The 24,353-nt window shown below is 38.5% G+C and carries 31 protein-coding genes, 1 pseudogene and 1 other annotated feature; of the genes and pseudogenes, 25 read left to right on the forward strand and 7 right to left on the reverse strand.

What is annotated here, in order from left to right:
- The first annotated feature begins 142 nt into the window (after positions 1-142).
- The 12 genes from STRDD10_RS07470 to rplL all read left to right on the forward strand — a co-directional run bounded on the left by STRDD10_RS07470 (position 143) and on the right by rplL (position 12,203).
- Positions 143-1,873, forward strand: coding sequence for an ABC transporter ATP-binding protein (locus tag STRDD10_RS07470; protein ID WP_067194559.1), 1,731 nt, complete (start codon positions 143-145; stop codon positions 1,871-1,873).
- Positions 1,870-3,600 carry an ABC transporter ATP-binding protein gene (locus tag STRDD10_RS07475; RefSeq protein ID WP_067194562.1) on the forward strand — a complete coding sequence of 577 codons (1,731 nt, stop codon included), beginning with the start codon at positions 1,870-1,872 and terminating at the stop codon, positions 3,598-3,600. Before STRDD10_RS07470 ends, STRDD10_RS07475 begins: the two co-directional genes overlap by 4 nt.
- Positions 3,601-3,737: 137 nt before the next feature.
- A complete protein-coding gene (locus STRDD10_RS07480) occupies positions 3,738-4,424 on the forward strand; it encodes a tRNA (adenine(22)-N(1))-methyltransferase (RefSeq protein WP_067194564.1) in 687 nt (228 codons plus the stop codon).
- Positions 4,414-5,211 (forward strand): Nif3-like dinuclear metal center hexameric protein, encoded by a 798-nt coding sequence (locus STRDD10_RS07485; RefSeq protein WP_067194567.1) that lies wholly within the window; start codon positions 4,414-4,416, stop codon positions 5,209-5,211. The genes STRDD10_RS07480 and STRDD10_RS07485 overlap by 11 nt, the downstream gene beginning before the upstream one ends.
- Positions 5,212-5,220: 9 nt before the next feature.
- Complete coding sequence (locus STRDD10_RS07490; RefSeq protein ID WP_067194570.1) at positions 5,221-6,312, forward strand: NAD(P)/FAD-dependent oxidoreductase; 1,092 nt, start codon at positions 5,221-5,223, stop codon at positions 6,310-6,312.
- Positions 6,313-6,656: 344 nt separating this feature from the next.
- Positions 6,657-7,460, forward strand: a complete 804-nt coding sequence (locus STRDD10_RS07495; RefSeq protein WP_067194572.1) for an ABC transporter substrate-binding protein — start codon at positions 6,657-6,659, stop codon at positions 7,458-7,460.
- A gap of 250 nt (positions 7,461-7,710) precedes the next feature.
- Positions 7,711-8,844, forward strand: coding sequence for a radical SAM family heme chaperone HemW (gene hemW, locus STRDD10_RS07500; protein ID WP_067194574.1), 1,134 nt, complete (start codon positions 7,711-7,713; stop codon positions 8,842-8,844).
- A gap of 3 nt (positions 8,845-8,847) precedes the next feature.
- The gene (locus STRDD10_RS07505) at positions 8,848-9,624 is read left to right on the forward strand and encodes an acyl-[acyl-carrier-protein] thioesterase (RefSeq protein ID WP_067194577.1); all 777 of its coding nucleotides are present in this window, start codon (positions 8,848-8,850) and stop codon (positions 9,622-9,624) included.
- Positions 9,614-10,387 (forward strand): TIGR01457 family HAD-type hydrolase, encoded by a 774-nt coding sequence (locus STRDD10_RS07510; RefSeq protein WP_067194580.1) that lies wholly within the window; start codon positions 9,614-9,616, stop codon positions 10,385-10,387. Before STRDD10_RS07505 ends, STRDD10_RS07510 begins: the two co-directional genes overlap by 11 nt.
- Positions 10,377-11,003: a TIGR01906 family membrane protein gene (locus STRDD10_RS07515; RefSeq protein ID WP_067194753.1), complete on the forward strand. Its 627-nt coding sequence runs from the start codon at positions 10,377-10,379 to the stop codon at positions 11,001-11,003. The genes STRDD10_RS07510 and STRDD10_RS07515 overlap by 11 nt, the downstream gene beginning before the upstream one ends.
- A gap of 85 nt (positions 11,004-11,088) precedes the next feature.
- Positions 11,089-11,224: a sequence feature (ribosomal protein L10 leader region), on the forward strand.
- Positions 11,225-11,262: 38 nt separating this feature from the next.
- Positions 11,263-11,763 carry a 50S ribosomal protein L10 gene (gene rplJ, locus STRDD10_RS07520; RefSeq protein WP_061413777.1) on the forward strand — a complete coding sequence of 167 codons (501 nt, stop codon included), beginning with the start codon at positions 11,263-11,265 and terminating at the stop codon, positions 11,761-11,763.
- Between the two features lie 71 nt (positions 11,764-11,834).
- Positions 11,835-12,203 carry a 50S ribosomal protein L7/L12 gene (rplL, locus tag STRDD10_RS07525; RefSeq protein ID WP_067194583.1) on the forward strand — a complete coding sequence of 123 codons (369 nt, stop codon included), beginning with the start codon at positions 11,835-11,837 and terminating at the stop codon, positions 12,201-12,203.
- Between the two features lie 100 nt (positions 12,204-12,303).
- On the opposite strand, the gene STRDD10_RS07530 is transcribed toward rplL, so the two are convergent.
- The 7 genes from STRDD10_RS07530 to STRDD10_RS07560 form a co-directional block, all read right to left on the reverse strand.
- Positions 12,304-13,455 carry a tyrosine-type recombinase/integrase gene (locus STRDD10_RS07530; RefSeq protein WP_067194585.1) on the reverse strand — a complete coding sequence of 384 codons (1,152 nt, stop codon included), beginning with the start codon at positions 13,453-13,455 and terminating at the stop codon, positions 12,304-12,306.
- 117 nt (positions 13,456-13,572) lie between these two features.
- Positions 13,573-13,851: a type II toxin-antitoxin system RelE family toxin gene (locus tag STRDD10_RS07535; protein WP_067194587.1), complete on the reverse strand. Its 279-nt coding sequence runs from the start codon at positions 13,849-13,851 to the stop codon at positions 13,573-13,575.
- On the reverse strand, positions 13,832-14,083 hold the full coding sequence (locus tag STRDD10_RS07540) for a DUF6290 family protein (protein WP_067194590.1): 252 nt from the start codon (positions 14,081-14,083) through the stop codon (positions 13,832-13,834). The genes STRDD10_RS07535 and STRDD10_RS07540 overlap by 20 nt, the downstream gene beginning before the upstream one ends.
- Positions 14,084-14,094: 11 nt before the next feature.
- Complete coding sequence (locus STRDD10_RS07545) at positions 14,095-14,475, reverse strand: ImmA/IrrE family metallo-endopeptidase (protein WP_067194593.1); 381 nt, start codon at positions 14,473-14,475, stop codon at positions 14,095-14,097.
- Between the two features lie 11 nt (positions 14,476-14,486).
- On the reverse strand, positions 14,487-14,750 hold the full coding sequence (locus STRDD10_RS07550; RefSeq protein WP_067194595.1) for a type II toxin-antitoxin system RelE family toxin: 264 nt from the start codon (positions 14,748-14,750) through the stop codon (positions 14,487-14,489).
- Positions 14,750-14,983: a hypothetical protein gene (locus STRDD10_RS07555; RefSeq protein ID WP_067194598.1), complete on the reverse strand. Its 234-nt coding sequence runs from the start codon at positions 14,981-14,983 to the stop codon at positions 14,750-14,752. Before STRDD10_RS07555 ends, STRDD10_RS07550 begins: the two co-directional genes overlap by 1 nt.
- Complete coding sequence (locus STRDD10_RS07560; RefSeq protein WP_067194601.1) at positions 14,983-15,351, reverse strand: helix-turn-helix domain-containing protein; 369 nt, start codon at positions 15,349-15,351, stop codon at positions 14,983-14,985. The genes STRDD10_RS07555 and STRDD10_RS07560 overlap by 1 nt, the downstream gene beginning before the upstream one ends.
- A gap of 964 nt (positions 15,352-16,315) precedes the next feature.
- Between STRDD10_RS07560 and STRDD10_RS07565 the strand changes: the two genes are divergently transcribed.
- The 13 genes and pseudogenes from STRDD10_RS07565 (at position 16,316) to STRDD10_RS07615 (ending at position 23,851) form a co-directional block, all read left to right on the forward strand.
- A complete protein-coding gene (locus STRDD10_RS07565) occupies positions 16,316-16,507 on the forward strand; it encodes a helix-turn-helix domain-containing protein (RefSeq protein ID WP_067194604.1) in 192 nt (63 codons plus the stop codon).
- 79 nt (positions 16,508-16,586) lie between these two features.
- Positions 16,587-16,910 carry an excisionase gene (locus STRDD10_RS07570; RefSeq protein WP_067194607.1) on the forward strand — a complete coding sequence of 108 codons (324 nt, stop codon included), beginning with the start codon at positions 16,587-16,589 and terminating at the stop codon, positions 16,908-16,910.
- On the forward strand, positions 16,903-17,043 hold the full coding sequence (locus STRDD10_RS11595; RefSeq protein WP_231853390.1) for a hypothetical protein: 141 nt from the start codon (positions 16,903-16,905) through the stop codon (positions 17,041-17,043). The genes STRDD10_RS07570 and STRDD10_RS11595 overlap by 8 nt, the downstream gene beginning before the upstream one ends.
- Positions 17,043-17,195, forward strand: a complete 153-nt coding sequence (locus STRDD10_RS10905) for a hypothetical protein (protein WP_156468627.1) — start codon at positions 17,043-17,045, stop codon at positions 17,193-17,195. The genes STRDD10_RS11595 and STRDD10_RS10905 overlap by 1 nt, the downstream gene beginning before the upstream one ends.
- Before the next feature lie 48 nt (positions 17,196-17,243).
- Complete coding sequence (locus STRDD10_RS07575; RefSeq protein WP_067194610.1) at positions 17,244-17,585, forward strand: hypothetical protein; 342 nt, start codon at positions 17,244-17,246, stop codon at positions 17,583-17,585.
- Positions 17,586-18,065 carry a siphovirus Gp157 family protein gene (locus STRDD10_RS07580; RefSeq protein ID WP_067194613.1) on the forward strand — a complete coding sequence of 160 codons (480 nt, stop codon included), beginning with the start codon at positions 17,586-17,588 and terminating at the stop codon, positions 18,063-18,065.
- Positions 18,065-18,424 (forward strand): hypothetical protein, encoded by a 360-nt coding sequence (locus STRDD10_RS07585; protein WP_067194616.1) that lies wholly within the window; start codon positions 18,065-18,067, stop codon positions 18,422-18,424. Before STRDD10_RS07580 ends, STRDD10_RS07585 begins: the two co-directional genes overlap by 1 nt.
- Positions 18,424-18,909 carry a hypothetical protein gene (locus STRDD10_RS07590; protein WP_067194619.1) on the forward strand — a complete coding sequence of 162 codons (486 nt, stop codon included), beginning with the start codon at positions 18,424-18,426 and terminating at the stop codon, positions 18,907-18,909. Before STRDD10_RS07585 ends, STRDD10_RS07590 begins: the two co-directional genes overlap by 1 nt.
- Positions 18,872-20,065 (forward strand): DEAD/DEAH box helicase family protein, encoded by a 1,194-nt coding sequence (locus STRDD10_RS07595; RefSeq protein ID WP_067194620.1) that lies wholly within the window; start codon positions 18,872-18,874, stop codon positions 20,063-20,065. The genes STRDD10_RS07590 and STRDD10_RS07595 overlap by 38 nt, the downstream gene beginning before the upstream one ends.
- Positions 20,065-20,838 (forward strand): AAA family ATPase, encoded by a 774-nt coding sequence (locus STRDD10_RS07600; protein ID WP_067194625.1) that lies wholly within the window; start codon positions 20,065-20,067, stop codon positions 20,836-20,838. The genes STRDD10_RS07595 and STRDD10_RS07600 overlap by 1 nt, the downstream gene beginning before the upstream one ends.
- Before the next feature lie 19 nt (positions 20,839-20,857).
- A complete protein-coding gene (locus STRDD10_RS07605; RefSeq protein ID WP_067194628.1) occupies positions 20,858-21,391 on the forward strand; it encodes a hypothetical protein in 534 nt (177 codons plus the stop codon).
- A 308-nt stretch (positions 21,392-21,699) separates the two neighbouring features.
- Positions 21,700-22,520 (forward strand): annotated as a pseudogene (locus STRDD10_RS11800) (bifunctional DNA primase/polymerase).
- 2 nt (positions 22,521-22,522) lie between these two features.
- Entirely contained in the window at positions 22,523-23,851 is a 1,329-nt protein-coding gene (locus STRDD10_RS07615; protein WP_067194630.1) for a virulence-associated E family protein, read from the forward strand.
- The last annotated feature ends 502 nt before the right edge of the window (positions 23,852-24,353 follow it).

Raw genomic sequence — 24,353 nt, forward strand, 5'->3', positions numbered from 1 at the left:
TAGAAATAGTGAGAGGTTGGATATTTTCAGCCTCTTTTTTTGTCGAACAGATTTAGTTGATGTCCCTGGACCTATTTATCAAATCATTTGTTTTATGAAATATCACCTATTCTTTTAGAATTTTTATGTTACAATAGAAATTATGATTGAATTACTAAGATACTTTCAGGGTTATATGAAAGAAACTCTTTTAGGACCATTTTTTAAACTCTTAGAAGCGAGTTTTGAGCTTATGGTCCCTTTAATTATTGCTCATATGGTAGATGTCTTGATTCCTAAGGGGGAAACAGGAGGTTTATTTGGTTTGATCGCTCTTTTAGTTTTTCTTGCTCTTCTAGGAGTTGTGGTAGCGATAACAGCCCAGTACTACTCCTCAAAAGCAGCAGTTGGATTTGCAAGAAAACTAACTCAGGACTTATATGAGAAGATACTTAGCTTATCCAAGACAAGTCGAGACGAGTTGACGACATCCAGCCTAGTGACCCGATTAACATCAGATACCTATCAAATTCAGATGGGAATTAATCAATTTCTTCGTCTTTTTCTTAGGGCACCTATTATCGTGTTCGGCTCTATCATCATGGCATATACGATAAGTTCTCGTTTGACAGTCTGGTTTTTGATGATGGTAGGTGTTCTGGTTTTCATCGTAGCGTTCATGTCTCGTATTGTCAATCCACTTTATGCTAGTATCCGTAAACTGACGGATCGGATTGTGAATGGAACTCGACAACAATTTGAAGGAATGCGTGTTATTCGTGCTTTTGGTCAGACGAAGCGAGAAATTAGAGAGTTCCGTCAAGTGAATGAACTGTATAAAATGTGGCAAATTCGTGCTGGAATTTTTTCTAGTTTAATTAGTCCGCTAACTTTTCTAGTAGTAAATGGGACGTTGATGATCGTAATTTGGAATGGTTACGGAGAATTGCAACTTGGAAATCTCAGTCAAGGAATGCTAGTTGCTCTAGTCAATTATCTCCTACAAATATTGACAGAATTATTGAAGTTGGCACTGCTGGTGACAAATTTGAATCAATCTTTTATCTCAGCAAGAAGAATCCAGCAAGTGTTCGAAGAGAAGGAAGAGGATATTGAAGCAGCATTACCGCAAACCTCTGCTCTTCCAAATCAAGCGCTACTGTTACAGGAAGTATCATTTACGTATCCAAATGCGGCTTTGCCCTCATTGATAACGATTTCACTTGATTTGCAAAAAGGACAAACGTTGGGAATTATTGGGGGAACTGGTTCAGGTAAGTCGACATTGGTTCAACTGCTCAGTCATCTTTATAAACCAAGTCAGGGGACACTGACTGTTTTTTATAAAGGACGTAGTCCTAAAACATTAAAGGAGTGGCGTTCTTGGGTGAGCATAGTACCTCAAAAGGCCCAATTATTTAGGGGGAGTATTCGTTCCAATCTTTTGTTAGGAATTGAAAGAACGGTGACAGATGAAGAAATCTGGCAGGCTTTAAGAATTGCCCAAGCGGCCGATTTTGTTAAGGAAAAAGCTGGTGGCTTAGAAGAGCCTGTTGCGTCATTTGGTCGAAATTTTTCTGGGGGGCAAAGACAGCGTTTAACCATTGCTCGTGCACTACTGAGACAAAGTCCTTTTCTAATTTTGGATGATGCGACTTCAGCTCTAGATTATTTGACGGAGTCGAAACTTTTAAAAGCGATAAAAAGTGAACTCCTTGATACCACCCTTATTCTCATTTCTCAAAGGACAAAGAGTTTGAAAAATGCTGACACTATCTTAGTTCTAGATCAAGGGATACAAGTTGGATTGGGGCGGCATATGGACTTGCTTGAAAATAATAGTCTATATCAGGAAATTCACTATTCGCAACATGGGAGTGAGGAGAAAGTATGAAAAGAAAACAAAATCAAATCCTCCAGCGTTTGTTGCGAGATATATCAACACAACCGGGACTACTCTTATTAGCTCTCATTGGAACGATCGTTCAAGTAGCTCTTACGATTTATTTGCCAGTGTTAATTGGAGAGATTATCGATGCAGTAGTTGAGGTAAATGCTAGTGAACAGGTCTTGGCTTTACTTAGACAAATGGTATTTGTTATTATCTTTAATACGCTAATCCAGTGGGGGAATCCTTTACTTTACAACCAGTTAGTGTATCAGTATAGTAAAGGAATGCGCAACCGCGTGATGCAGCATATTCATCAGCTTCCTTTGTCTTATCTCGATAAGCAGTCAACAGGAGATCTAGTGAGTCGATTGACAACAGATGTAGATCAACTTAATAACGGTCTGTTGATGGTGTTTAATCAGTTTTTGAGTGGTGTGTTAACGATACTTGTAACCATTGTCACTATGGCCCAACTGGATTTGGTGATGATGTTGGCTGTTTTAGTCTTGACACCATTTTCTTTGGTAATTGCTCAGTTCATTGCAAAAAAATCTTACAAACTATTTCAAGCACAAACGGAATCAAGAGGTGTACAAACCCAGTTGATAGAAGAAACTCTGACTCAAGAAAGTTTGATTCAAGCTTCAAACGCTCAAGAACAGTTTAAGGGGTATTTTCAAACGATTAATGCTACCTACGCTACCTATTCTCAGTCAGCAATATTTTATTCTTCTACAGTCAATCCTTCTACACGATTTATTAACGCAGTGATTTATGCTGTGATTGCAGCGATAGGTACCAGTCGAATCATGCAGGGTGGTTCTTTGACTGTTGGACAGCTGGTGACTTTCTTAAACTATGTTAATCAATATAGTAAGCCTTTTAATGATATTTCTTCTGTTATGTCAGAACTTCAAAGCTCACTAGCCTGTGCAGAACGCTTATATAGTATTTTAGATGAGTCTAAGCTTGAAGAGAGTGGAAAAAATAAACTAGAGAGTGAAGCTGTTCAAGGGGAAATCCAGTTTCATCATGTTCGATTTGGTTATGAAAAAAATCAGGTATTGATGAAGGATTTTCATATCCAAATACCGGCAGGAAGCAAGGTGGCCATTGTAGGTCCAACAGGTGCGGGTAAGTCTACTTTGATTAATTTATTGATGCGCTTTTATCCTGTTGACGGTGGTGAAATTTTGCTTGATGGTGTTCCGATTGTGGATTATACTAGAGAGAGTTATCGCAAGCACTTTGGGATGGTCCTTCAGGAAACTTGGCTAAAAGTCGGAACAATCCATGACAACATCGCATATGGTCATCCTAAGGCTAGTCGAGAAGAAGTTATTGCAGCAGCTAAGGCTGCCAATGCGGATTTTTTTATTAGACAGTTGCCAGATGGATATGATACTTATTTGACGGATGCAGGAGAATCCTTGTCGCAGGGACAACGACAGTTGTTAACAATAGCTCGAGTATTTTTAGCAATTCCTAAAATTCTTATCCTGGATGAAGCAACCTCTTCTATTGATACACGGACAGAACTGCTTGTTCAAGCTGCTTTTGCTAAGTTGATGGAAAATAGAACGAGTTTCATTATTGCTCATCGTTTGTCAACCATTCAAAATGCCGATCTTATTTTGGTTATGGTAGCTGGGGATATCGCAGAGTACGGAAATCACCAGGAATTAATGGAACAAAAAGGGATTTACTATCGAATGCAAACTGCACAGTAAATGATGATAAAGAAACAACGAGAGCTATTACAAGTTCTCGTTTTTTATTGCAATCCATCAAGAAAATCGTTAGCGCCTTTTTTTTATGTTTAAAAAATGCTACAATAAAAGAAGATTAATAGAAAATGAGTTGAAAAATGGAAATTACAAAATTGTCTGATCGCTTGAAAAGAGTGGCAAGTTTTGTCCCTCAGGATGCAAAATTATTGGACGTTGGAAGCGATCATGCTTATCTACCAATTTATCTCCTTCAAAACGGGCGCATTCAGAATGCTATTGCGGGTGAAGTGGTAGAAGGACCTTATCAATCAGCGCAAAAAAATGTGGTGGAACATGGATTTGAAGAAGAAATTCAAGTGCGTTTAGCGAACGGTTTAGCTGCATTTGAGGCTGCTGATGGCATTACAGTTATTACAATTGCTGGTATGGGCGGTAGGTTAATAGCGGATATTTTAGATAAAGGAAAAGATAAACTAGAAGGTATAGAACGTCTAATTTTACAACCAAATAATCGTGAAGATGATTTACGCAATTGGCTGAGTTCTCATGGATTTAAAATTATTGCGGAAGATATACTGGAAGAGGCTGGAAAAATTTATGAAATAATGGTTATAGAAAAGGGTCAACAAAGTCTTACTGCGGAAGATAAACGTTTTGGTCCTTTCTTGAAACAGAGTCTTTCCCCGACTTTCAAAGTTAAATGGCAAAAAGAGATGGAAAAGTTAATACATGCTCTTACTCAAATACCAGAGAACTATTTAGAAACCAGAAAAGAAATAGAAGATAAACTAGAAAAAATCAAGGAGATATTATATGAGGGCTAGTGAATTGATTCGTCGCTTCGAAGCCTATTGTCCACAGGAACTTTCTATGGAAGGAGATGTGAGAGGGCTTCAGATTGGGACTTTAGAAAAAGAGATTCAGAACGTCATGGTGGCGTTGGATGTACGTGAACAGACAGTAGCAGAAGCGATTGAAAAAGGAGTAGATTTATTGATTGTCAAACATGCTCCAATTTTTCGTCCGATAAAAAATCTAGTTGCTGATCACCCACAAAATCAGATTTATATCGACCTGATCAAGCATGATATCGCAGTTTATGTTAGCCATACAAATATTGATATTGTTGAAGATGGTCTTAATGACTGGTTCTGTCAGATTTTAGATATAGAGGAAGCGACCTATGTTACAGAAACACATTCTGGTCATGGGATTGGGCGTGTAGGGAGAATCCACCCTATTACTTTTGGTGATTTAGCTCAGAAAGTAAAGCTTGTTTTTGGTTTAGATAGTATACGGTTGGTGAGTTATAACGGAGAAGACTTGAAACAAGTCATTGACTGTTTGGCCATTTGTGGTGGCAGTGGTCAATCGTTTTATAAAGATGCTCTTGATAAGGGTGCTCAAGTCTATATTACAGGTGATATTTATTATCATACAGCTCAAGAAATGTTATCAGATGGGTTACTTGCTCTTGACCCAGGACATCATATTGAAGTTTTATTTGTAGAAAAATTAGTTCAAAAGATAAAAGAATGGAAAAGCGAGAATGACTGGGAGTTGGAAGTGTTTCCAAGTTTATCTTTAACAAATCCTTTTAACCATATGTAAGGAGAAGCAATGAGAATAGCTATTATTGGTGCAGGAATAGTGGGCTCGACTGCTGCTTACTACCTCTCAAAACAACCAGGATATGAAGTAACGGTATTTGACTATGGAGTTGGACAGGCAACCAAGGCTGCTGCTGGAATAATTAGTCCCTGGTTTTCCAAAAGACGCAATAAAGCTTGGTATCAGTTAGCAAGACAAGGTGCGGATTTTTATCAGGAATTGATTGAGGATTTAAAAAAAGAAGGAAATGAAACGAGTTTTTATCAGCAAATGGGAGTTTGTTTACTAAAAAAAGATGAAAGTAAATTACAGATTTTACTAGACTTAGCTAGAAGTCGTCGAACTGAATCTCCAATGATTGGTGAGCTAGCACTTTTAAAAGACGAACAAGTATCGACTATTTTCCCTGGTTTATGTGGTTTTGAAGAATTGCTCTATGCTTCTGGAGGAGCTAGAGTGGAGGGAGCTCTGTTGACAGAAACCTTACTTGCTGCAAGCGGAGCAAGGATCATAAATAAAAAAGTTAGTTTGGAAATTTTAGACTCATCTTATCAGATAGATCATCAGGAATTTGATCGTGTTATCCTTGCATGTGGTGCATGGTTACCTGAGCTTCTTCACCCTTGTGGCTACCAAGTAGATGTGCGACCTCAAAAGGGGCAACTTAGAGATTACCAGCTATCTGATGAAACTAGCAAATATCCTGTTGTTATGCCTGAAGGTGAGCTGGATATCATACCGTTTCAAGAAGGAAAAGTCAGTGTTGGAGCTACCCATGAAAACGATAAAGGTTTTGATTTAACAGTAGACAAGTTTTTGTTAGATCAGATGGAGGCAGAAGCGCATCATTATTTTCCGAGATTGAAGGAAGCCAGTCTATTAGGGGAGCGTGTTGGTACTCGTGCTTATACGAGTGATTTTTCTCCATTTTGGGGAGAATTACCTGGTCAAAAGGGAATTTATGTAGCCAGTGGTCTGGGTTCCTCTGGGCTAACTACAGGCCCTCTAATTGGTTGGCATCTTGCTCATATGGCTATGGAAAAAGAGTTGCGATTGGCTCCAAAAGACTACCCGGTGGATCAGTATATTCATTTTGTTTAGCTAAAAATATTAAACTTATTATAGTAGAAAATGTTTTTAGACTCTTTATTTTGACTTAGCGAATATAAGGTTAAGAGGTTGGACTTATTGTCTAGCCTTTTAAATTATTCTCCTTCTAGTTGAATGTCTATTAGTTTAGCACAATGGGGATAATTGGGTGAGGAAAGGATTTGATTCCTTTACTGAATGAAATGAGAAGGAAATTGCAATTAAATGTATAAAAAACACTGTATAAAAAGACAAAAAAACAGAAAAAATAGAATTAAATCTGGAAAAAACTTGACTTTGATTTTAAAATAATGTATTATTATTCATAGAATAATTAAAGAAATTGGAGAAAATGTATGAATATTAAAAAAATAGTCCTATCGATGTTGACTAGTATTTCAGCTCTAGCACTGGTAGCTTGTAGTTCCTCTTCTACAAATTCCTTGGAAAGCATTCAAGAAAAAGGGAAATTAGTGGTTGCAACTAGTCCAGATTATGCCCCTTTTGAATTTCAAACCCTAGTTGACGGTAAAAATAAAGTTGTCGGTTCAGATATAGATTTGGCTCAAGCTATTGCAGATGAACTAGGGGTTAAACTTGAAATTTCTACTATGAGTTTTGACAATGTACTGTCCAGTCTTCAAACAGGTAAAGCGGATCTTGCCATTTCTGGACTTGCTGTGACGGAGGAACGCCAGAAAAATTTTGATTTTTCAGATTCTTACTATGAAACAAAAATTAAATTGTTGGTTCGAAAATCTGATGTGGCAAAATATACCAGTCTAAGTAGTTTTGACGGGGTGAAGGTTGCTGCTCAAAAAGGCTCTATTCCAGAAACGTTGGTGAAAGAGCAAATGAGTCAAGCTAATTTAGTTTCTTTAACGAATGTAGGGGAAGCAATCAACGAATTAAAAAATGGACAAGTGGATGCTGTTACAATTGATGAACCGGTTGCTCTTAGTTATGTCGCTTCAAATGATGATTTGGCAGTAGCAACAGTAGAGTTGGAATCAACCGAAGGAGATGCCAATGCTGTTGCGATGAAGAAAGGAAATACAGAATTGCAAGAAGCGGTCAATGCTGCAATCAAGAAGATTCGAGATGCGAACCAGTATGAAGAATACTTAGCAAATGCGGCGAAATTAAAAGTAGTTGAATAAAAGGGAGTGGGAAAGAACTCTGCTTAATTAAAAAGAGTTTGTTCTCCTACCACCTTGTAGTTAATTAGGTTATCTTTGAAACGTGAACAGCGAACAGAGTTACCGATCAACCACTGCGCCATACAGTTGTTGACACTTATTTATCTAAAGTTGGACGTTTTTTTGTCCAGCTTTTTTATTTGCTAAAGATAAAAAAGATAGCTTTTATCAGAATCACAGATTTTAATGAAATTGTGCTATAATAAGGTTTATGCAAAACAAACCAACCTCCGCTTACGTTCATATTCCATTTTGTACTCAAATTTGTTTTTACTGTGATTTTTCAAAAGTATTTATTAAGAATCAACCAGTTGATGATTACCTCAAAGCCTTGATTCAGGAATATCAATCCAAGGAAATTACTTCTTTACGAACACTCTATATTGGGGGTGGTACGCCTACGGCTTTAAATGCCCAGCAATTGGAATTCTTACTGACGAACCTTACTAAAAATCTTGATTTAAATACTTTAGAAGAATTTACAATTGAGGCGAATCCTGGTGATTTGACTGAGGATAAGATAGCAGTTTTAGCAAAATCTGCAGTCAATCGAGTCTCTTTAGGTGTGCAAACTTTTGATGATAAATTATTAAAAAAAATAGGTCGAAGTCACACAGAACAGGACATTTATGAAACGATTACCAACCTTAAGCAATCTGGTTTTAATAATATTTCTATTGATTTGATTTATGCTCTTCCTCAACAAACCATGGAGCAGCTAATAATCAATGTAAAAAAAGCCTTGAGTTTAGACATTCCTCATATGAGTTTATATAGTTTGATTTTGGAAAACCATACTGTTTTTATGAATCGGATGCGCCGTGGAAAGCTTCATCTTCCCCAAGAGGATTTAGAAGCAGAAATGTTTGAATATATCATAGAGGAACTTGAAAAATCAGGCTTTGACCATTATGAAATCTCAAATTTTTCTAAACCAGGTTATGAAAGTCGCCATAATTTGATGTATTGGGATAATGCTGAATACTATGGATTTGGTGCGGGTGCTTCGGGTTATGTAGATGGCATACGTTATCGTAATCGAGGTCCAATACAGCATTATCTTAAAGCTATTCGTGAGGACGGTCATGCACGACTAAATGAAGAAGTGCTCTCCAAGCGTGAGATGATGGAAGAAGAAATGTTTCTTGGTTTGCGAAAGAAAAAAGGAGTTTCCAAACTTCGATTTGAAGAAAAATATGGTATTTCTTTTGAGGAAATATATGGTGATGTTGCTAGGGAACTAGAAAGTCAAGGGCTTCTCATTTCTACACACGAACAAGTGAGAATGACCAAGAAGGGTCTCTTTTTAGGAGACAGTGTAGCAGAAAAATTTATATTGGAGTAGCTTATGGGAATTGTCTACCAACATGAAGTGAACGTAACGTTTGATATGAGTGACATTAATGGTAATATGAAACTTCCACAGTTAATTCGATTATCTTTACAGGTTTCAGGTTTTCACTCGCAAAAGTTAGGGATAAGTGATGATTATCTTTATGAAAATTATCAGTTGGTCTGGATTGTGACCGATTACGAAATTACGATTCACCAAATGCCTATTTTTAATCAAGATATTATCATTGAGACAGAAGCATTATCTTATAATCGTCTATTTTGTTATCGTCGCTTTACAATCCTGGATAAGGCAGGGAAACTATTAGTTGAAATGATAGCTAGCTTTGCCATGATGAATCGAGAATTGCGTAAAGTTCAGTCCGTTGTAGAAGAGGTAGTAGAACCTTATGGCGCTGATTTTTCTAAAAAAATTCATCGTGGACCCCGTTATCAAGAACTAACCAATCCAAAGGAAATTAAGTATCCTATTCGTTTTTATGACTTAGATATGAATGGACATGTAAATAATAGCTCTTATTTGGAGTGGATTTTTGAGGTTATGGGGACAGATTTCTTAAAACATCATATTCCAAAGAAAATTCATCTTAAGTATGTAAAGGAAGTAGTATCAGGTGGTGATATTGTTTCGAAGTATGAATTTTCTGAGAATGAAAGCAACCACCAGATTGTATCAGATGGGAGCATAAATGCTCAAGCTAAAATAAAATGGCGTACCACGAAGAGTAATGACTCTACTAAAAATAAAAAGGATGAAAAGGATGAAATATAAAGGATACTTAATTGATTTAGATGGAACCATTTATAGAGGAAAAGAGCGAATTCCAGCAGGTGAAGCCTTTGTGCATAAACTTCAGGAAAAAGCGATACCCTATCTTTTTGTTACAAATAATACAACCCGAACTCCTCAAATGGTACAAGAAGCTTTGGCTCAATCATACCATATTGAAACCACGGTTGAAAGTATCTATACTGCAACACTTGCAACCATAGATTATATGAAGGAAAAAGACTTAGGTCATACGGTTTATATCATTGGTGAATCAGGGTTAAAAGAAGCAATTCATGAAGCGGGTTATGTCGAAGATAAAGAAAATCCAGCCTATGTGGTGGTTGGGCTCGATTGGCAGGTTGATTATGAAAAATTTGCAATAGCAACACTTGCAATTCAAAAGGGAGCGCATTTTATCGGAACAAATCCGGACTTAAACATCCCAACTGAGCGTGGCCTCCTCCCGGGGGCAGGGACCCTAGTTGCACTGATAGAAGCTGCGACACAAGTCTCCCCTGTCTTTATTGGGAAACCAAATTCTATTATTATGGAAAAAGCCTTGGAGCGTTTAGGAGTGAGCCGAGAAGATGCTCTAATGGTTGGGGATAATTATCTAACAGACATTAGGGCAGGGATCGATAATGGTATCGATACACTTTTGGTTACTTCAGGATTTACAAAAACTGAAGAAGTCCCCTTTCTTCCCATTGCCCCAACATATGTTGTCAATAGTTTAGAGGAGTGGAACTTTGGTGAAAAATAGACTGACTCTTTTAAGTATTACCTTCGGTCTTTTATCAGCAGCAATTCTCCTAACAATTTACGGAATGTGGTTTTTTTATCCACAGGAGATTCATTTCTTGAATTTGGAAACTAGTACTCAGTTGTCAAGTCAAACCATACAATACAATTTTAATGTGCTGATGCAGTACCTGACCAATCCACTTCGTTGGACTCTTTCGATGCCTGATTTTCGCTCGTCGGTAGATGGGCTTCATCATTTTGAAGTTGTCAAACTTCTTTTTCATGTGGCACAGCTTGTTTTTCTAGTCAACTTACCGATAGTTTATGTGTTTTTCAGAAAACTGTTTAAAGAAAAAATGCTAGCTCATTACAAAAATTGGTTCCTCATCTGTTTACTCTTACCAATTGGAATTGGTATTTTTGCAATTCTAATTGGTTTCAATCAATTTTTTGTACTTTTCCATCAACTATTGTTTGTTGGTGATGAAACTTGGATGTTTGATCCGAATAAAGATCCAGTAATACGAATTTTACCCGAACTCTTTTTCCTGCATGCTTTTAGTCTCTTTTTCCTTCTATATGAGGGAATCTTTGGATTTTTTTATTATAAGATTAGTAAAAAAAGTACATTTTGAAACCAAAGAATTATTTTCACAATAAAAAAATTAAAAAAGAATGCGAAAACTCTTGCATTCTTTTTTAAACAATGGTATACTTATATACGGTTTGAAAAAACTGCCTAAGACAGTAGGGGAGCACGACTCATAAAAATCCTACCGAGGACAAAACGGATCATCTAAAAAGAAACGTATTGTACTTTCGTGTCTAGGTTTGGGCGCGTTTTTCTTTTGGGAAAATTCCCCAAGCAAAATAATTACGGAGGTGAACACACTAATGAGTGAAGCAATTATTGCAAAAAAAGCGGAACTAGTTGACGTAGTAGCTGAAAAAATGAAAGCTGCTGCATCAATCGTCGTTGTAGACGCTCGTGGTTTGACAGTTGAGCAAGATACAGTTCTTCGTCGTGAGCTTCGTGGAAGCGAAGTTGAGTACAAAGTTATTAAAAACTCAATCTTGCGTCGTGCAGCTGAAAAAGCTGGACTTGAAGACCTTGCATCTGTTTTTGTTGGACCATCTGCAGTAGCATTTTCAAATGAAGATGTAATCGCACCAGCGAAAATCTTGAACGACTTTTCTAAAACTGCTGAAGCACTTGAAATCAAAGGTGGTGCAATCGAAGGCGCTGTCGCATCAAAAGAAGAGATTCTTGCACTTGCAACTCTTCCAAACCGCGAAGGACTTCTTTCTATGCTCCTTTCTGTACTTCAAGCACCAGTGCGCAACGTGGCACTTGCAGTCAAAGCAGTTGCAGAAAGCAAAGAAGACGCAGCTTAATTCTAATCTGCGCGGCGTAGCCTAGCTACAAAAACTATTTAAAATTAAAAACTTATTTGGAGGAAATAACAATGGCATTGAACATTGAAAACATTATTGCTGAAATTAAAGAAGCTTCAATCCTTGAATTGAACGACCTTGTAAAAGCTATCGAAGAAGAATTTGGTGTAACTGCAGCTGCTCCTGTAGCTGTAGCTGCTGCTGGCGCTGGTGATGCAGCTGCTGCTAAAGATTCATTCGACGTTGAATTGACATCTGCTGGCGACAAAAAAGTTGGCGTTATCAAAGTTGTACGTGAAATTACAGGTCTTGGTCTTAAAGAAGCTAAAGAACTTGTTGACGGTGCACCAGCACTTGTTAAAGAAGGCGTTGCAACTGCAGAAGCTGAAGAAATCAAAGCTAAATTGGAAGAAGCTGGAGCTTCAGTTACTCTTAAATAATAGAGCGACTACATTGGTAGCTTAAAAACATGATTAAACCGCTATTCTTAGGAGTAGCGGTTTTTCTTTTTATGTGTCAGGGGGCAAAAAAGGGGCAAAACTATTTGTAAATTTTGTCTAGCACATCTACAACTTTTGACTTGATATTTTTGGTGACATGGGTATAGATTTCCATTGTAGTCTTTCCATTGTCTTTATGTCCAACTCTTTGAGTGATGGCTTTTAAAGGGATGTTATTTTCAGCAAGTGTACTGATTAGTGTATGGCGTAGTATATGTGGGTGAAGTGGTTTGTTGATTGGCTTCTTTAAAGTGGCGTTTGCATTTTTCATGAGCTTGCCGATACTTGATTTATGAATGGGAATTCCATTGGCTGATACAAATATAAATCCCATGTCTTTATAGTTCGGATTGGTACTCTTTCTTATTTTATGTAGCTCAATAAATTCTTCAATAATCTCTATTTCTTTTTTTGTCAAGTCAACTACCCTTATAGATGATAAAGTTTTGGGTGTAGTTTTAATCCCTTCAGAACCTTTGCGGGTTGGATCTAAAGTGCCATTGATGGTGATAGTGTGATTTTCTCTATCGTAATTCTCAAATTTCAGCGCGCCAGCTTCCCCAACACGACAACCGTTCAGCGCCATAAATTCAGCCATACGGGCAACGTGGTAGCCCCTATTATAGCTTTTCATAGCTTTTAAAAGCCTTTTTAGCTCACTTTGCTCAAGAAACTTATCTTCAATCTTTTCCATATTTTCAAATGTAACAACCTTTTTAGGAAGTCTCACACGCTGGACAGGATTGCTATCTACCAGTTCCATATCAAGTGCATACTTAAAGACCATGCTTAGTACTGACTTTTGTTTTTTGAGTTTGATGTGATTTTCTTCTGAGTCAGTAAAGTACTGTTGAGTGTACTTTGCAGTGATATTTTTTATTTTCACATCGGGCGCAAAAGTCTCTTTTACTTCATCTACGGCATAGACCATGGTCTTGATAGTAGATGGCTTGATAGACTTTTTATGAAGTTCCCACCAATCATTTAGTACGTCTGTAAAAAGCATATCTGTAGTAGTAAGAGTTTGTAGCTTTTCTGTTATCTTTTCATCCAGGTGTTTCTGAGCTTCTTTCTTAGCCCTGCTTGAGCCTGATTCAAGAGTAACCGACACTCGTTTCCACTTCTCGGTATACGGGTCTCTATAGCGTTCAAAAAATTTGTATTTTCCGTTGGAAAGTTCTTCCATCCACATTGTATTTACCTCACTTTTTTGATAAAATGGGTATAGTAAAGAGGGCTTTTTAATGCCTTTTACTATACAGGATTTCCTCACACTCAAAGTTTGGCGATGGCGAGTGTGAGGATTTTTTTATCGTCTAAACTTATAGACAGTATTGCGGTGCTCTATTTGAAAGACTTCGATAGTGACCACATCATCCTTGATTGTAGCTAATATGCGATAATTGCCGACACGATAGCGCCATTGTCCTGAACGGTCTCCAACTAAGCCTTTGCCATGTTGCCGTGGATTTGTGGTGTTGGCGAGATTATCTCTAAGCCACTTCAATATTTTTGTTTGCACAGATTTATCAAGTTTTTTTAGTTGTTTTTCGGCTTTTGGCGTTAATTTAAGCTGATAGGTTGGCATTGTCCAATTCCTCGTGTGTAATTCCTAAATGCTCCATCACCTCTTCGAGAGAATAGCGAGTACCATCGTCTTCAGCTTGTGCTTTTTCCAGTGCCTTGAGGTCTGCTTCGTCTTCGAGTTTTTCAAGCAAGAGGCTAGTGACCAAATCTTCTAGTTTGGTATTGTGCTCTTTTAGGTATTCTGCAATAAGGTTATCTTGGTAAGTTGTTGTATTCAGTGTTAATGTTGTCATAGCTTTCTCCTTTATCCAATTAGTGACTTATATTCCTCCTTAACCATGATTTCATTTGTCATGGTTTTTAGATTGTAATAAGACATGAATTTGAGGTAATCAAACTCTGTGGGGTCGTCTAAGCTTTCTAGCGCGTCTTTTACGAGATGATGGATCATATTCCTGTCAGCTTCGTTTTCACAACGTAGGCGAGCGTTCTGGTACTCTGAGCGTGTATGGTCTTTGTGTCCAAGTTCGTGTAGTGCGACTCGGATTTGTTGTTCAGGAGCTAAGTTGTGGTCAATAGCGAGTACGTTTGTGTCTGGATTGTAGAAACCGCTACTATGCCAGTTTGAACTGTCGAAGAGACAAAGCTCTACTTGATATTCTTCGCAGAGTTTAGCGAGTGTCATAGTTCTCCTTGTTATTTATAAACCTCTCTACGGTGGGCGATTTCCACGGCTAGGACAACTAGTTTATCATCCTGGATATCACAGACGATGCGGTAATCGCCAACTCGGTATCGCCAGTAACCTGCAAGGTTGGCTTTTAGTGCTTTTCCGTGTTGTCGTGGGTTGGTCGTGTTTTCAATATTTTTAGCAAGCCAGGATAGGATTTGTTTTCTGGTTGGGGTATCTAGTTTTTTAAGTTGCTTGAGAGCTTTTTTATCAATATCTAACCGATACATTAAGCAATATCCTCTCGAGTTAGTCCTAGTTCATCCAAGACCTCATCCAAGGTATAAGTAACTGGGTCGGCTAGGTACTCCATATAGGCTTGGTCGGCTGCTCGTGCGTCTTCGATATCTTCCATGAGTTCCATGAAGTCGTCAAAATCCATGGTTGTTGTGTCGATACCGTGTTTGGTTAGGTAGTCCGTGATGTAGGAGTTTTTTTCTGTGAAGTTGATCGTGATAGTCATTAGCGTTCTCCTTTGCTTTTGAAGTGGGCGGATAGGACGGATGTGATGAAGTCGATATCATCGTCATTTAGTGGTTTTCCGTCAAATAACATGGTGTTGGCTGCTGCTTTGCGTAAGTCTATGATTTGTCCATTTACTTGAGCAAACTCATCATCCCTAGCTATTGCTGGGTTATCGGTCCGACCTAGCAGATAATCGGTGGAGACGTTGAAGTAGTTAGCAATTTCTGCGATACGCTCAGCATTTGGCGTAGAATTTTTTATCTTATACAGTGTATTTCTGCCATAACCCAAGTCTTCTTCGACTTGCCCAAGAGATTTTCCACGCTTTTTTGCTAATTCTTTAATTTTTTCAAATGTCTCAAACATTGTTAAATCAACCTTTCTAAGACATGACAAAAAAATTTAACAAATTTGGTGTAAAAGGGTTGACTAATTATCCCAAATGGTGTAAAATGTTTTTGTAAGTGAGAAACAACTAAAAAAACAACTAAGAAAATAAATTATAAAATTGTTTTGTCGAACGGTATTTATTGATTTATTAGTGTTTTTATTATGCTTTCATTTTAGCCCATTTGGTGTGGGTTGTCAAGTATAATGCAGAAAAATAGTTAAAATTTTAGTTGTTTCTTGGTTACTTGTTCCTTGACAATTGTATAGAGCATGTGAGATAATAGGGGAGAAGAAAAGAAAGATGTTGCTTAGCAACGTGTTCACGCTTAACCTCTAAGTCGCCAGCTTGGAGGTTTTTTGGTACGTAAAAAACACCCCACATCGCCAGATTGTGGAGTGCAAGGCGTTAATCCTCATCGCTATATTTGTCTAGTAGCCAGGTCAAGATGACTGGGGCTAGTGCGACAACTAGCGGATGGGAAAGAAAAGAAATTATCGTGTCCACGCTTTTCACCTCCTTAGCTGTATGGTTAACAGCGGGGATTTGTGACTAACGCCGTCACTATTATATCACATTTCTAATTCAGCTTGCCAAAGGTTTCTTTTGACAACTGGAAATAGATGTGAGATAATAAAGGGGAATTGAGAAGTTCTAGCACTTAGTGCTAACAGAAATCCCCTCGGTACTGCAATACCAAGGGGATTTTTTCTGGGTTAGATAGCACTAACCATTAAGGCTACTTGTCGGAGTGGTCGTCTAACCAACGAGTCACCAGCCATGAGATAATACTCTCGATGACTGCAACAAGTACTACTTTGAGAAGTTCTAGCATCCGTAATACCTCCTTTTCCAAGGCGTATCGTTAGTGCCGTCACTATTATATCACATGCTCTATCAGTTTGATAGGGCATTTTTATTTTTTAAAAAGGAGGAGCGTAAATGCCAGATATTCAGGTAGGTCGAAAAAAAGTTAATGATTTTCTGAAGGAAAAGAAAATCAAGAAAACAGATCTTGCGGTTGCTTATGGGATGCAGGCTCAGGAAGTGCGAAACATCCTGAGCGGTACGACGAAGGGCGTGAGAGCCAATCAGTTTATCCTGAGAGTTATCGCGGATTATAGTATTGAGTAGCACAAAAAAGCACCTAACGAAAGTCAGGCGCTTACCAAAAAAATCAATTTAATTATAACACCGAAAGCGAGGAAATGTCATGCCAAAAGTAGAAATTACTTATAAGCCAGTTGATGTGGATGAAAAAGCCACGCATGGTGACTACAAACATCTTTGTCAGAGGTGGGAAGGATTGACTCCAGGAACGGCAAAAGTCTGGGCTGGTGAAATGCGAGAACATCCAGACTTTAAGCAGTTCATCGATAACCCAACTCATAAGATCGTATTTATTGATTATGAAGGTTTTCGCTTGTTTGTTAAATGGAAGAGCAGAAATCGGTATCGTACGAAGAAAGAAACCTTGGCAGAAATGCTTGAGAATATGAAGAAAGAAAAAACAGTTAGGAGTATAAAAAATGTTTAACAAAAAGGAAAAATTGCAGAAGTCGTTTAATAACATCAATCAGCACATTGATAGTCTGACGCTATCAGACGAAGAAAAGCGTAACCTAAAAGGCTTGTTGCTCAATGTCAAAATCAGATCGGGAGTTGCCTAATGAAAGAAACAGTTGAAATCAGCGTTGAGGAATACATCAACCTAAGAAATACAATCAACGGCCTTCAAAGCGAAAACCGCTACTTAAAGACAATTGTTGATTCAATCAAAGTTGTTATGCAAAACAGTGGACTTGTGAAAGCTGTTCGTTAACAATCGCTCAGTCTATGTAGGTGATGAACATGATAGAAGGAGAAGAAGATGACACAGGCGGAACGAATTAGGGAATATTATAGAGAACACCCTGCTGCCTCATATGATGAAGTGGCTAAGGTTGTCGGTACAACAAATAGCAACGTAAGGGCGAATCTATCCAAAGACATCAAGGCGGGCAGATGTGTCCGCTTGGAAGATAAGTCATATGACTACTCGCCTTACTTTAATCACACACAAGCACTCACGGAGTTGGTTGATTGGAAGAATGACAACAGACGTGAGTGGGTGGATATGCTGACAAGAGCAGCAGAGAAAGAAACGGATAGCAACGTCATGCGTCTGTTAATCAAAGAAGCAAATAAACTGATGAAAGAGGTGACGAAGTAGATGGCAACACTTTATGAACTAACAGGAATCTTTAAACAGATCAATGACATGGAAGGGTTAGATGAAGAAACAAAGACTGATACTTTGGATTCGATTGATTGGACTGAGCAGTTCGAGGAGAAAGTCGAAAATACGGTCAAGGTCATCAAAAATAAAGAAGCTGATAAGAAACAGCTTAAAGAAGAGATTGACCGTCTAACGGCAAGGTATAAGTCGATTGACAATGATATCACACGCCTTAAAACTGGCTTACAGGGAGCTTTTGAAATCACTGGACATGACAAGGTTAAGGGGTTGCTCTTTACGGTCACACTTGCTAAAAATCAACCTTCAGTGGTTGTGGATGAGGATCTGTTGCCTAAAAAATATTTTGTGCAGAAGCTGAGTCCAGATAAGACAGCGATCAAGGAATTGCTGAAGGCTGGCAAGAAAATCAAAGGGGCAGAATTGCAAGAAAGTAGAAGTTTGAGGATTAAGTAATGGAATTGATGAATAAAACACGAGTAACAGATTCGCTAGCAGTTGTGATTGGACCAGAATCAATTGAAGTGCTTGTTACAGAAGGATTTCTATTCGATGTTGCGATTCGTTTTGTGAAAGTAGACGAAACGAATCTTGATCAGGGAAATGAAAAGCCGGTGTTTACTCCGGAGTACAATCTGGTCACAGTCGCTAAATACAAAGAAAAACCTATTTTTGAATCAGAGGAAGATATTCGAAAATTCGAAAAACAAGCAAAAGAAATTAAGGCGCTATTTGCCTTTGCAAAGGTAAATAAACAAAATTGGTTTAACACGGCCCTTTATCCAGGAGTGCTAACGGAGAAAGCTGGTATTTGATGAGGATTTTAGCAATTGATCCAAGTAGTAATAAAATTGAAACCTCAACAACAGGGATTGTCTTGTTTGATAATGCAAGATTGGTTGATAGCTGGGTAGTCTCTTATGGTATGCGAGGCTTCGCTGATTGGTTTCACGAAATCGGAACAAGCCTTGAATTCGACGTAGTTATTGTTGAAGAATTTAAGGCGAGGGATAACGACAAGTCGAAAGATAATAGCGTGGCAGAAACCATCGCTTATATCCAACTTTGCTATCCAGGTGCCATTCTTCAATTCAATGCAGGTTACAAGTCGGATATTCCAAACGATCTTTTGAAATTCTTAGGTCTTTGGAAATTTGAGAAAAGTCATCATCAAGATATTCGTGCAGCAGCAAGGCTCGGACTGTTCTGGGAAATGAGAAATGACATTGAAGAAGTTATCAAAGATATCGGAAAGGTGGTGCGTGAGTATTACAATAACGTTAAGAAAGTGGCAAGCTGAAGCAGTCAAAAGAAGTGACCACCTATCAAATGGAATTTTTCTTGAAGCTTTAGGGGGGAGGGGTAAAACTATCTGTGCACTTGCTATCGCAAAACATAAAAAGGCTAAGAAAATCATCATCACAAACAATCGACTAGCAATTCTGAATGGTTGGATTGATGCAGTCAAGTTTATGAATTTTGATAAAGATGTTGAGATTATCATTCAGACAGATAGATACCTTCAAAACCAAGTCAAAAAGGGGCATAAATTAGCCTGTGACGTGCTGATAATAGATGAGTGGCAGAATATGTCGAGTGACAAACAAACTGCCTTATATCGCAAAATAAAGCGGAAATACACGATAGGTCTTTCAGCGACACCAATCCGGAAAAAAGGTCAAAATTTTTATCCGCTCGAAAAAACGGTATTTGGTTGGGCAACCCCAAATAATAAATTTGACTGGCAAAAGACTCATGGGAAAATGGTCTATGATCCATTCAGCTACTCAAAAGAGAAGTGGGAAGACTTTCGCAATTATGATAAGTACATCAATAACTTGCCTAATTTCTTCCGCTGGGAGGAAATTGAAGAAATTGAAAATGCAGTTGAAAACAACGGCTTTAAAACAAAGTTTTATCCTGTGACGGTTGAACCAGGCAATCCTGAGAAAATTTCCGAGTTTAGAAAGTTAAATCTAGTAACAGTTGGAGACGAAACAGCAATGGCCAAGCAATCATTTGGACGGTTGACTTTTGAACGTTACTTAAACCAAACGGGCGTTGTAGTTGATTTTCCAAAACTAAAGCCAGTTAATGCTGATACACCTTTGATGTTGAAAATTGATGGTCTTATCCAACGTGCACCCCATGATATGCTGATTGTCAGCAAATCTAAGCAGATTGTCAATGTTATCCATGAGCGCCATCCTAAAATTGGTATCTGGACAGGAGACATCCAGGAAGGTCTTGACAAAAAAGTAGTGATTGCTACTAGTCAAGTGCTGGGTGTTGGTGTGGATGGTCTGCAACACAAATATCAAACTATCGTTGTGCTGGATCCTGTTGAAGAAGGTTCTGGAGAATATGATGACTACCGTCAATTGCTTTGGCGGATAACAGGAAGTCGTCAGCAGCATGATGTGAATGTGATTGAATTTTATTATAAAGGAGTATAATCTTGTTTAAATTACCAGAAAATAAACCACAAGTCCCAGTGGACACACCAAGAAATTTCTTTTTTTACGGGGCAACTATGAGCGGGAAATCTTACCTAGCAAATGAATTTCCAAACCCTATCATTTTAAACACAGATGGAAACGCTAGTGCTAATAGTGTGCCAGCAATTCAACTGATCAATGAAAAAGATAAGGATGGCCGTATCACAAAATCAGTGATTGAGCAGTTGAGCGAAATCTTACTAGCTCTACAAACTCAGAAACACACCTATGAAACAGTAGTAATTGATGTTATTGATGATGTGATTGACATGATTAAAATTGCCGTATGTGGTGAATTTGATGTTAAGTCACTGTCAGAAATTGGTTACGGAAAAGGCTATGATTATTTCAACCAGGCTTTGACAGAATTGGTTATTGACCTTAAAGCTTTACCAATGAATGTTATCTACATCAGCCGTGAAATCACTGAATACAATGACGACGGAAAAGCGGTTAAGACTTTACCAAGTCTGCGTGAAAAATATGTCAACCTCATCAATGGAAACTCAGACTTGATGATCCGGACTGAAAAACTTGGGAACAATTACAACCGAGAGGTTATCCGCAAACGTAAAACTTACAAATCTGACCAGATTGACGATAAGGCAATTTTGAAGATTTTGCAGACAATTGATGGTGCTGTTACTATGACGGCTCCCAAATCAACAACGACCCCCAAAAAAGAAGCACCTAAAAAAGTTGAAGTAGCTTCCGAAGATGATATTTTTTAAGGATTAAAGGAGAAAACACATGAGTTTATTAGATATTGCAAAACAATTAAAGGCTAACGGATATGACCCACGCAAGGACAAAGTCAACAACGGAAATCAACACCTTCCTGGTGGAGAATATCAGGTTGTTTTAACAGGTGTTGAGGCCCGTATTGCTGATAGCAAATGGGAATCTATTAATTACGCTTTCGAAGTTCGTGATCCAGAAAGTCCATTCAACGGTCGTACTCAATTCATTGGCATGGGAACCCTTGTTGATTGGGTAAAAAATGGTAAGAAGATGGATTTGACGAGTATGGTTGAAACAACGGTTAAATTTTTCCAAAAGGCTCTCGAACTAGCATATGACAAAATGCGTGGTGCAGACCTTGAAGACAATAAGTCCATGGAAGAGGCTTTGAAGCGTAAGGCAGTCGGTACAAAATTTATCTTGGTTATTGACGAATACACCAAACGCGACAAATCGACAGGTTACAACTATGACCTCGAAGAATATCTTGGAAACAAAATTGACCAAGCAACAGAGATTGATGATGAGGATCTTCCATTTTAGTCACGCGCATTTTTTTGCGAAAAAACAAAAAAGCGTAAGTGTTAATTCTTACGCTTTCCGCCACCAAAATTTGGTGACACGGTCAGCTCACTCCTTTTGAGCATTGTACCACGCAAGCGTGGTTGGTCAATGCAAAAGGAGGTGAGACTATGACCGAAATCATACTGGTCTTAATATTACTATATTTGCTTAAAAATAGCAAGTAGTTGTTAGGCGGAAAGCATAACCCCCAAAAGTTAAAAAACTTTTGGGGGACTTTGAAGGGGCTAGTGCCGATAAAAAAAATGATTAGGAAATAGGTGAAGCGCATGCCGTCAATGAAAGAATATGCTTTGCAGTATCAAAAGTTAGGATTCTCAGTCATTCCAATCAATCCTAAAAACAAGATGCCTTTGATTGGGTTTGCTGACAAGCCTGCCATGACTCCAGCTGAAATTGAAAACTTTTGGGACGGCTACCCGAATGCAAATATTGCCCTCAGAACCACAAACTTCTTTGTTATTGATATTGATAAGCACGGAAAATCCAATGGTTTTGAGTCTTTGAAGAAATGGAAACATCTTGGTTTGATTGAATCAACCTTGCAGGCTAAGACGGCAAGTGGCGGGAAACATCTTTTTTACTTCAAGCGTGAGGATACACCGATAGGGCAGATGATTGGTTTTCTACCTGGTGTAGACATCAAGGCGAACGAAAACAACTACGTTCTGGTTGCTCCGTCAGCAACAGAAAAAGGGCAGTATGAATGGGATCTGGAAAAGTCCAAGGAAGGTGGTACGATGATTACTCCTTCAAAAGAATTAATCCAGGCTATAAAAAACAGTATGGCGAAACTCACGGCTATAAGTATGATGGTAAAGACGGTCTTAGAGACTTGGCCAGACGGTCACATACTAGGGACCGAACCCAGACCACAGACCTCTTTGAGACTATTGCCCTGGGTTTTGGTGACGAAGGGGGACGAAATGACAAGCTGGCAAGTTTTGTTGGTGGCCTGCTATTCAGGGCAGTTGATGATGAATTGGTTCTGCAATTGGCTAGGCTGGCTAACACAAACAGCCCCAATCCTCTGCCAGATAGAGAGGTGACACGGACGGTTGAAAGTATGATAAAGAAAGATAGGAGGTGATTGTGATTGGTAATGTAGTAAGTATTGACTCACAACCTAAGATGATAACTACCGCCAAGGGAGACATCAAGGCCAATAGCCCGAGTAATGTGCTGATGTCTTTCAAGGCTGACGATCAGTTGAGTATTTACCTAAAGCACAACGATTTTTCCCAAGAGCATGAACTTCTTAAAGACATCAAGATAGGTAATACCCTTTTCAAAAAAGGGGAGTTGCCCTCCAACTTTGATTCAGTTGTAAAGGTTTATTTTGAAAGCGTGCTGGGGGTGGCCTTTTCTAACCAGGCGATGCTAGATGGCATGGAGACATTTTTTTCAGAACGGTCTTACAATCCAGTCGTTGAGTACATGGAAAAGGCTGCTGAAAAATGGGATGGTCGTAAACGAATTGACCGAATGCTTCAGGTTTACCTGGGGGCTGAGGACATTCCCCTGGTTTCCAAGATTGCTCAGATGTGGTTGGTCGGTGCGGTTGCTAAAGTATATGACCCCCACGTTAAATTTGACTATGTTCTGGATCTGGTCGGTGGTCAGGGTGTTGGGAAAACCTCACTCCTCCAAAAGTTAGGTGGAGCATGGTACACAGATGCCGTAACGGATTTTGCCAACAAGGACAATTACGATATCATGCTGAAATCCTTAATCGTCAATGACGATGAGATGGTGGCTAGTAATCGGATGAGCTTTGCAGAAACGAAAGCCTTTATCTCAAAAACTAGCCTACGCTATCGGAAACCCTACATGAAGCGGACGGAAGAATTTGCCAAAAACTTCATCCTTGCCAGGACGACCAACCAGAAAGAATATCTAAAAGACAAGACTGGTGAACGTCGTTTCCTACCAGTTATGGCAGATAGTAAGAGACAGAAGAAACACCCTATGGAAATCGAACCAGAAACGATTGAACAAATTTGGGGTGAAGCCGTGACAATCTATCGTGCTGGTGTTGATTTGATGTTTGATGACGAGACCGAAGAAGAGTTGAATATCTACCGTGAAAAATTCATGTACCGTGATGAGGTTGAGTTGCAAGTGCTTGAATACCTAGATATGCCCGTGCCTTCAGGTTGGGAACGTTGGTCTATTCAACAACAACATCAATATACAATGAAGTATTTTGATAACAGCAATGAATTTGAACCTGGCAATAGCAAACTAACAAAAGTTTCAACAAGGGAAATGATGTACAACCTTTTCATGCGAAATTCAAATGACAGGAAGCTGTCAACAAAAATCAACATGATCATGGACAATCACCCTGATTGGGAGAAAGGTGTTTTTCGAATTGCAGGAAAAAGCACAAGAGGTTATAAACGGATTGAAGATGTGTAGCACTGGCTTTCTATGTGTAGCGGTATAGACCAATTTTAAGGGTAGATGTGTAGCAGTGTAGCAGTTAATGTAGCAGAATTAAACTCTTATAAATACTGTTATATCAACGTTTATAAGTATTATATATATTACTGCTACACTGCTACACTATTTTTATAAAGTATAAATAAAATAATAGTAATAATAAAGAAAGCCTATAAAATAGGGATTTCTAAAAAATCTTTTTTACTTTTTGAAATTTATGTGTAGCAGTGTAGCAGTTTTAGAGGAATTTGAAGAGGATGCTAAAGAGATTGCTGATAGCCTTGAAATCATCGGCAACGTTTATGAAAATAAGGAATTTTTGGAGGAAAAAATAAATGATTTATGCTTGTATGAACGAGTTAATCGAGCATTATAAAAAAGTGATTGCAGACTACGAGCGAGCGCTGAATGATGATGATTACTATATGAAACGCTATGGTCTTCATGGCAAGGTGATTGGTTCGGTGCAAAGGGACTG

This window comes from Streptococcus sp. DD10, from assembly GCF_001578805.1.
Taxonomy (GTDB): domain Bacteria; phylum Bacillota; class Bacilli; order Lactobacillales; family Streptococcaceae; genus Streptococcus.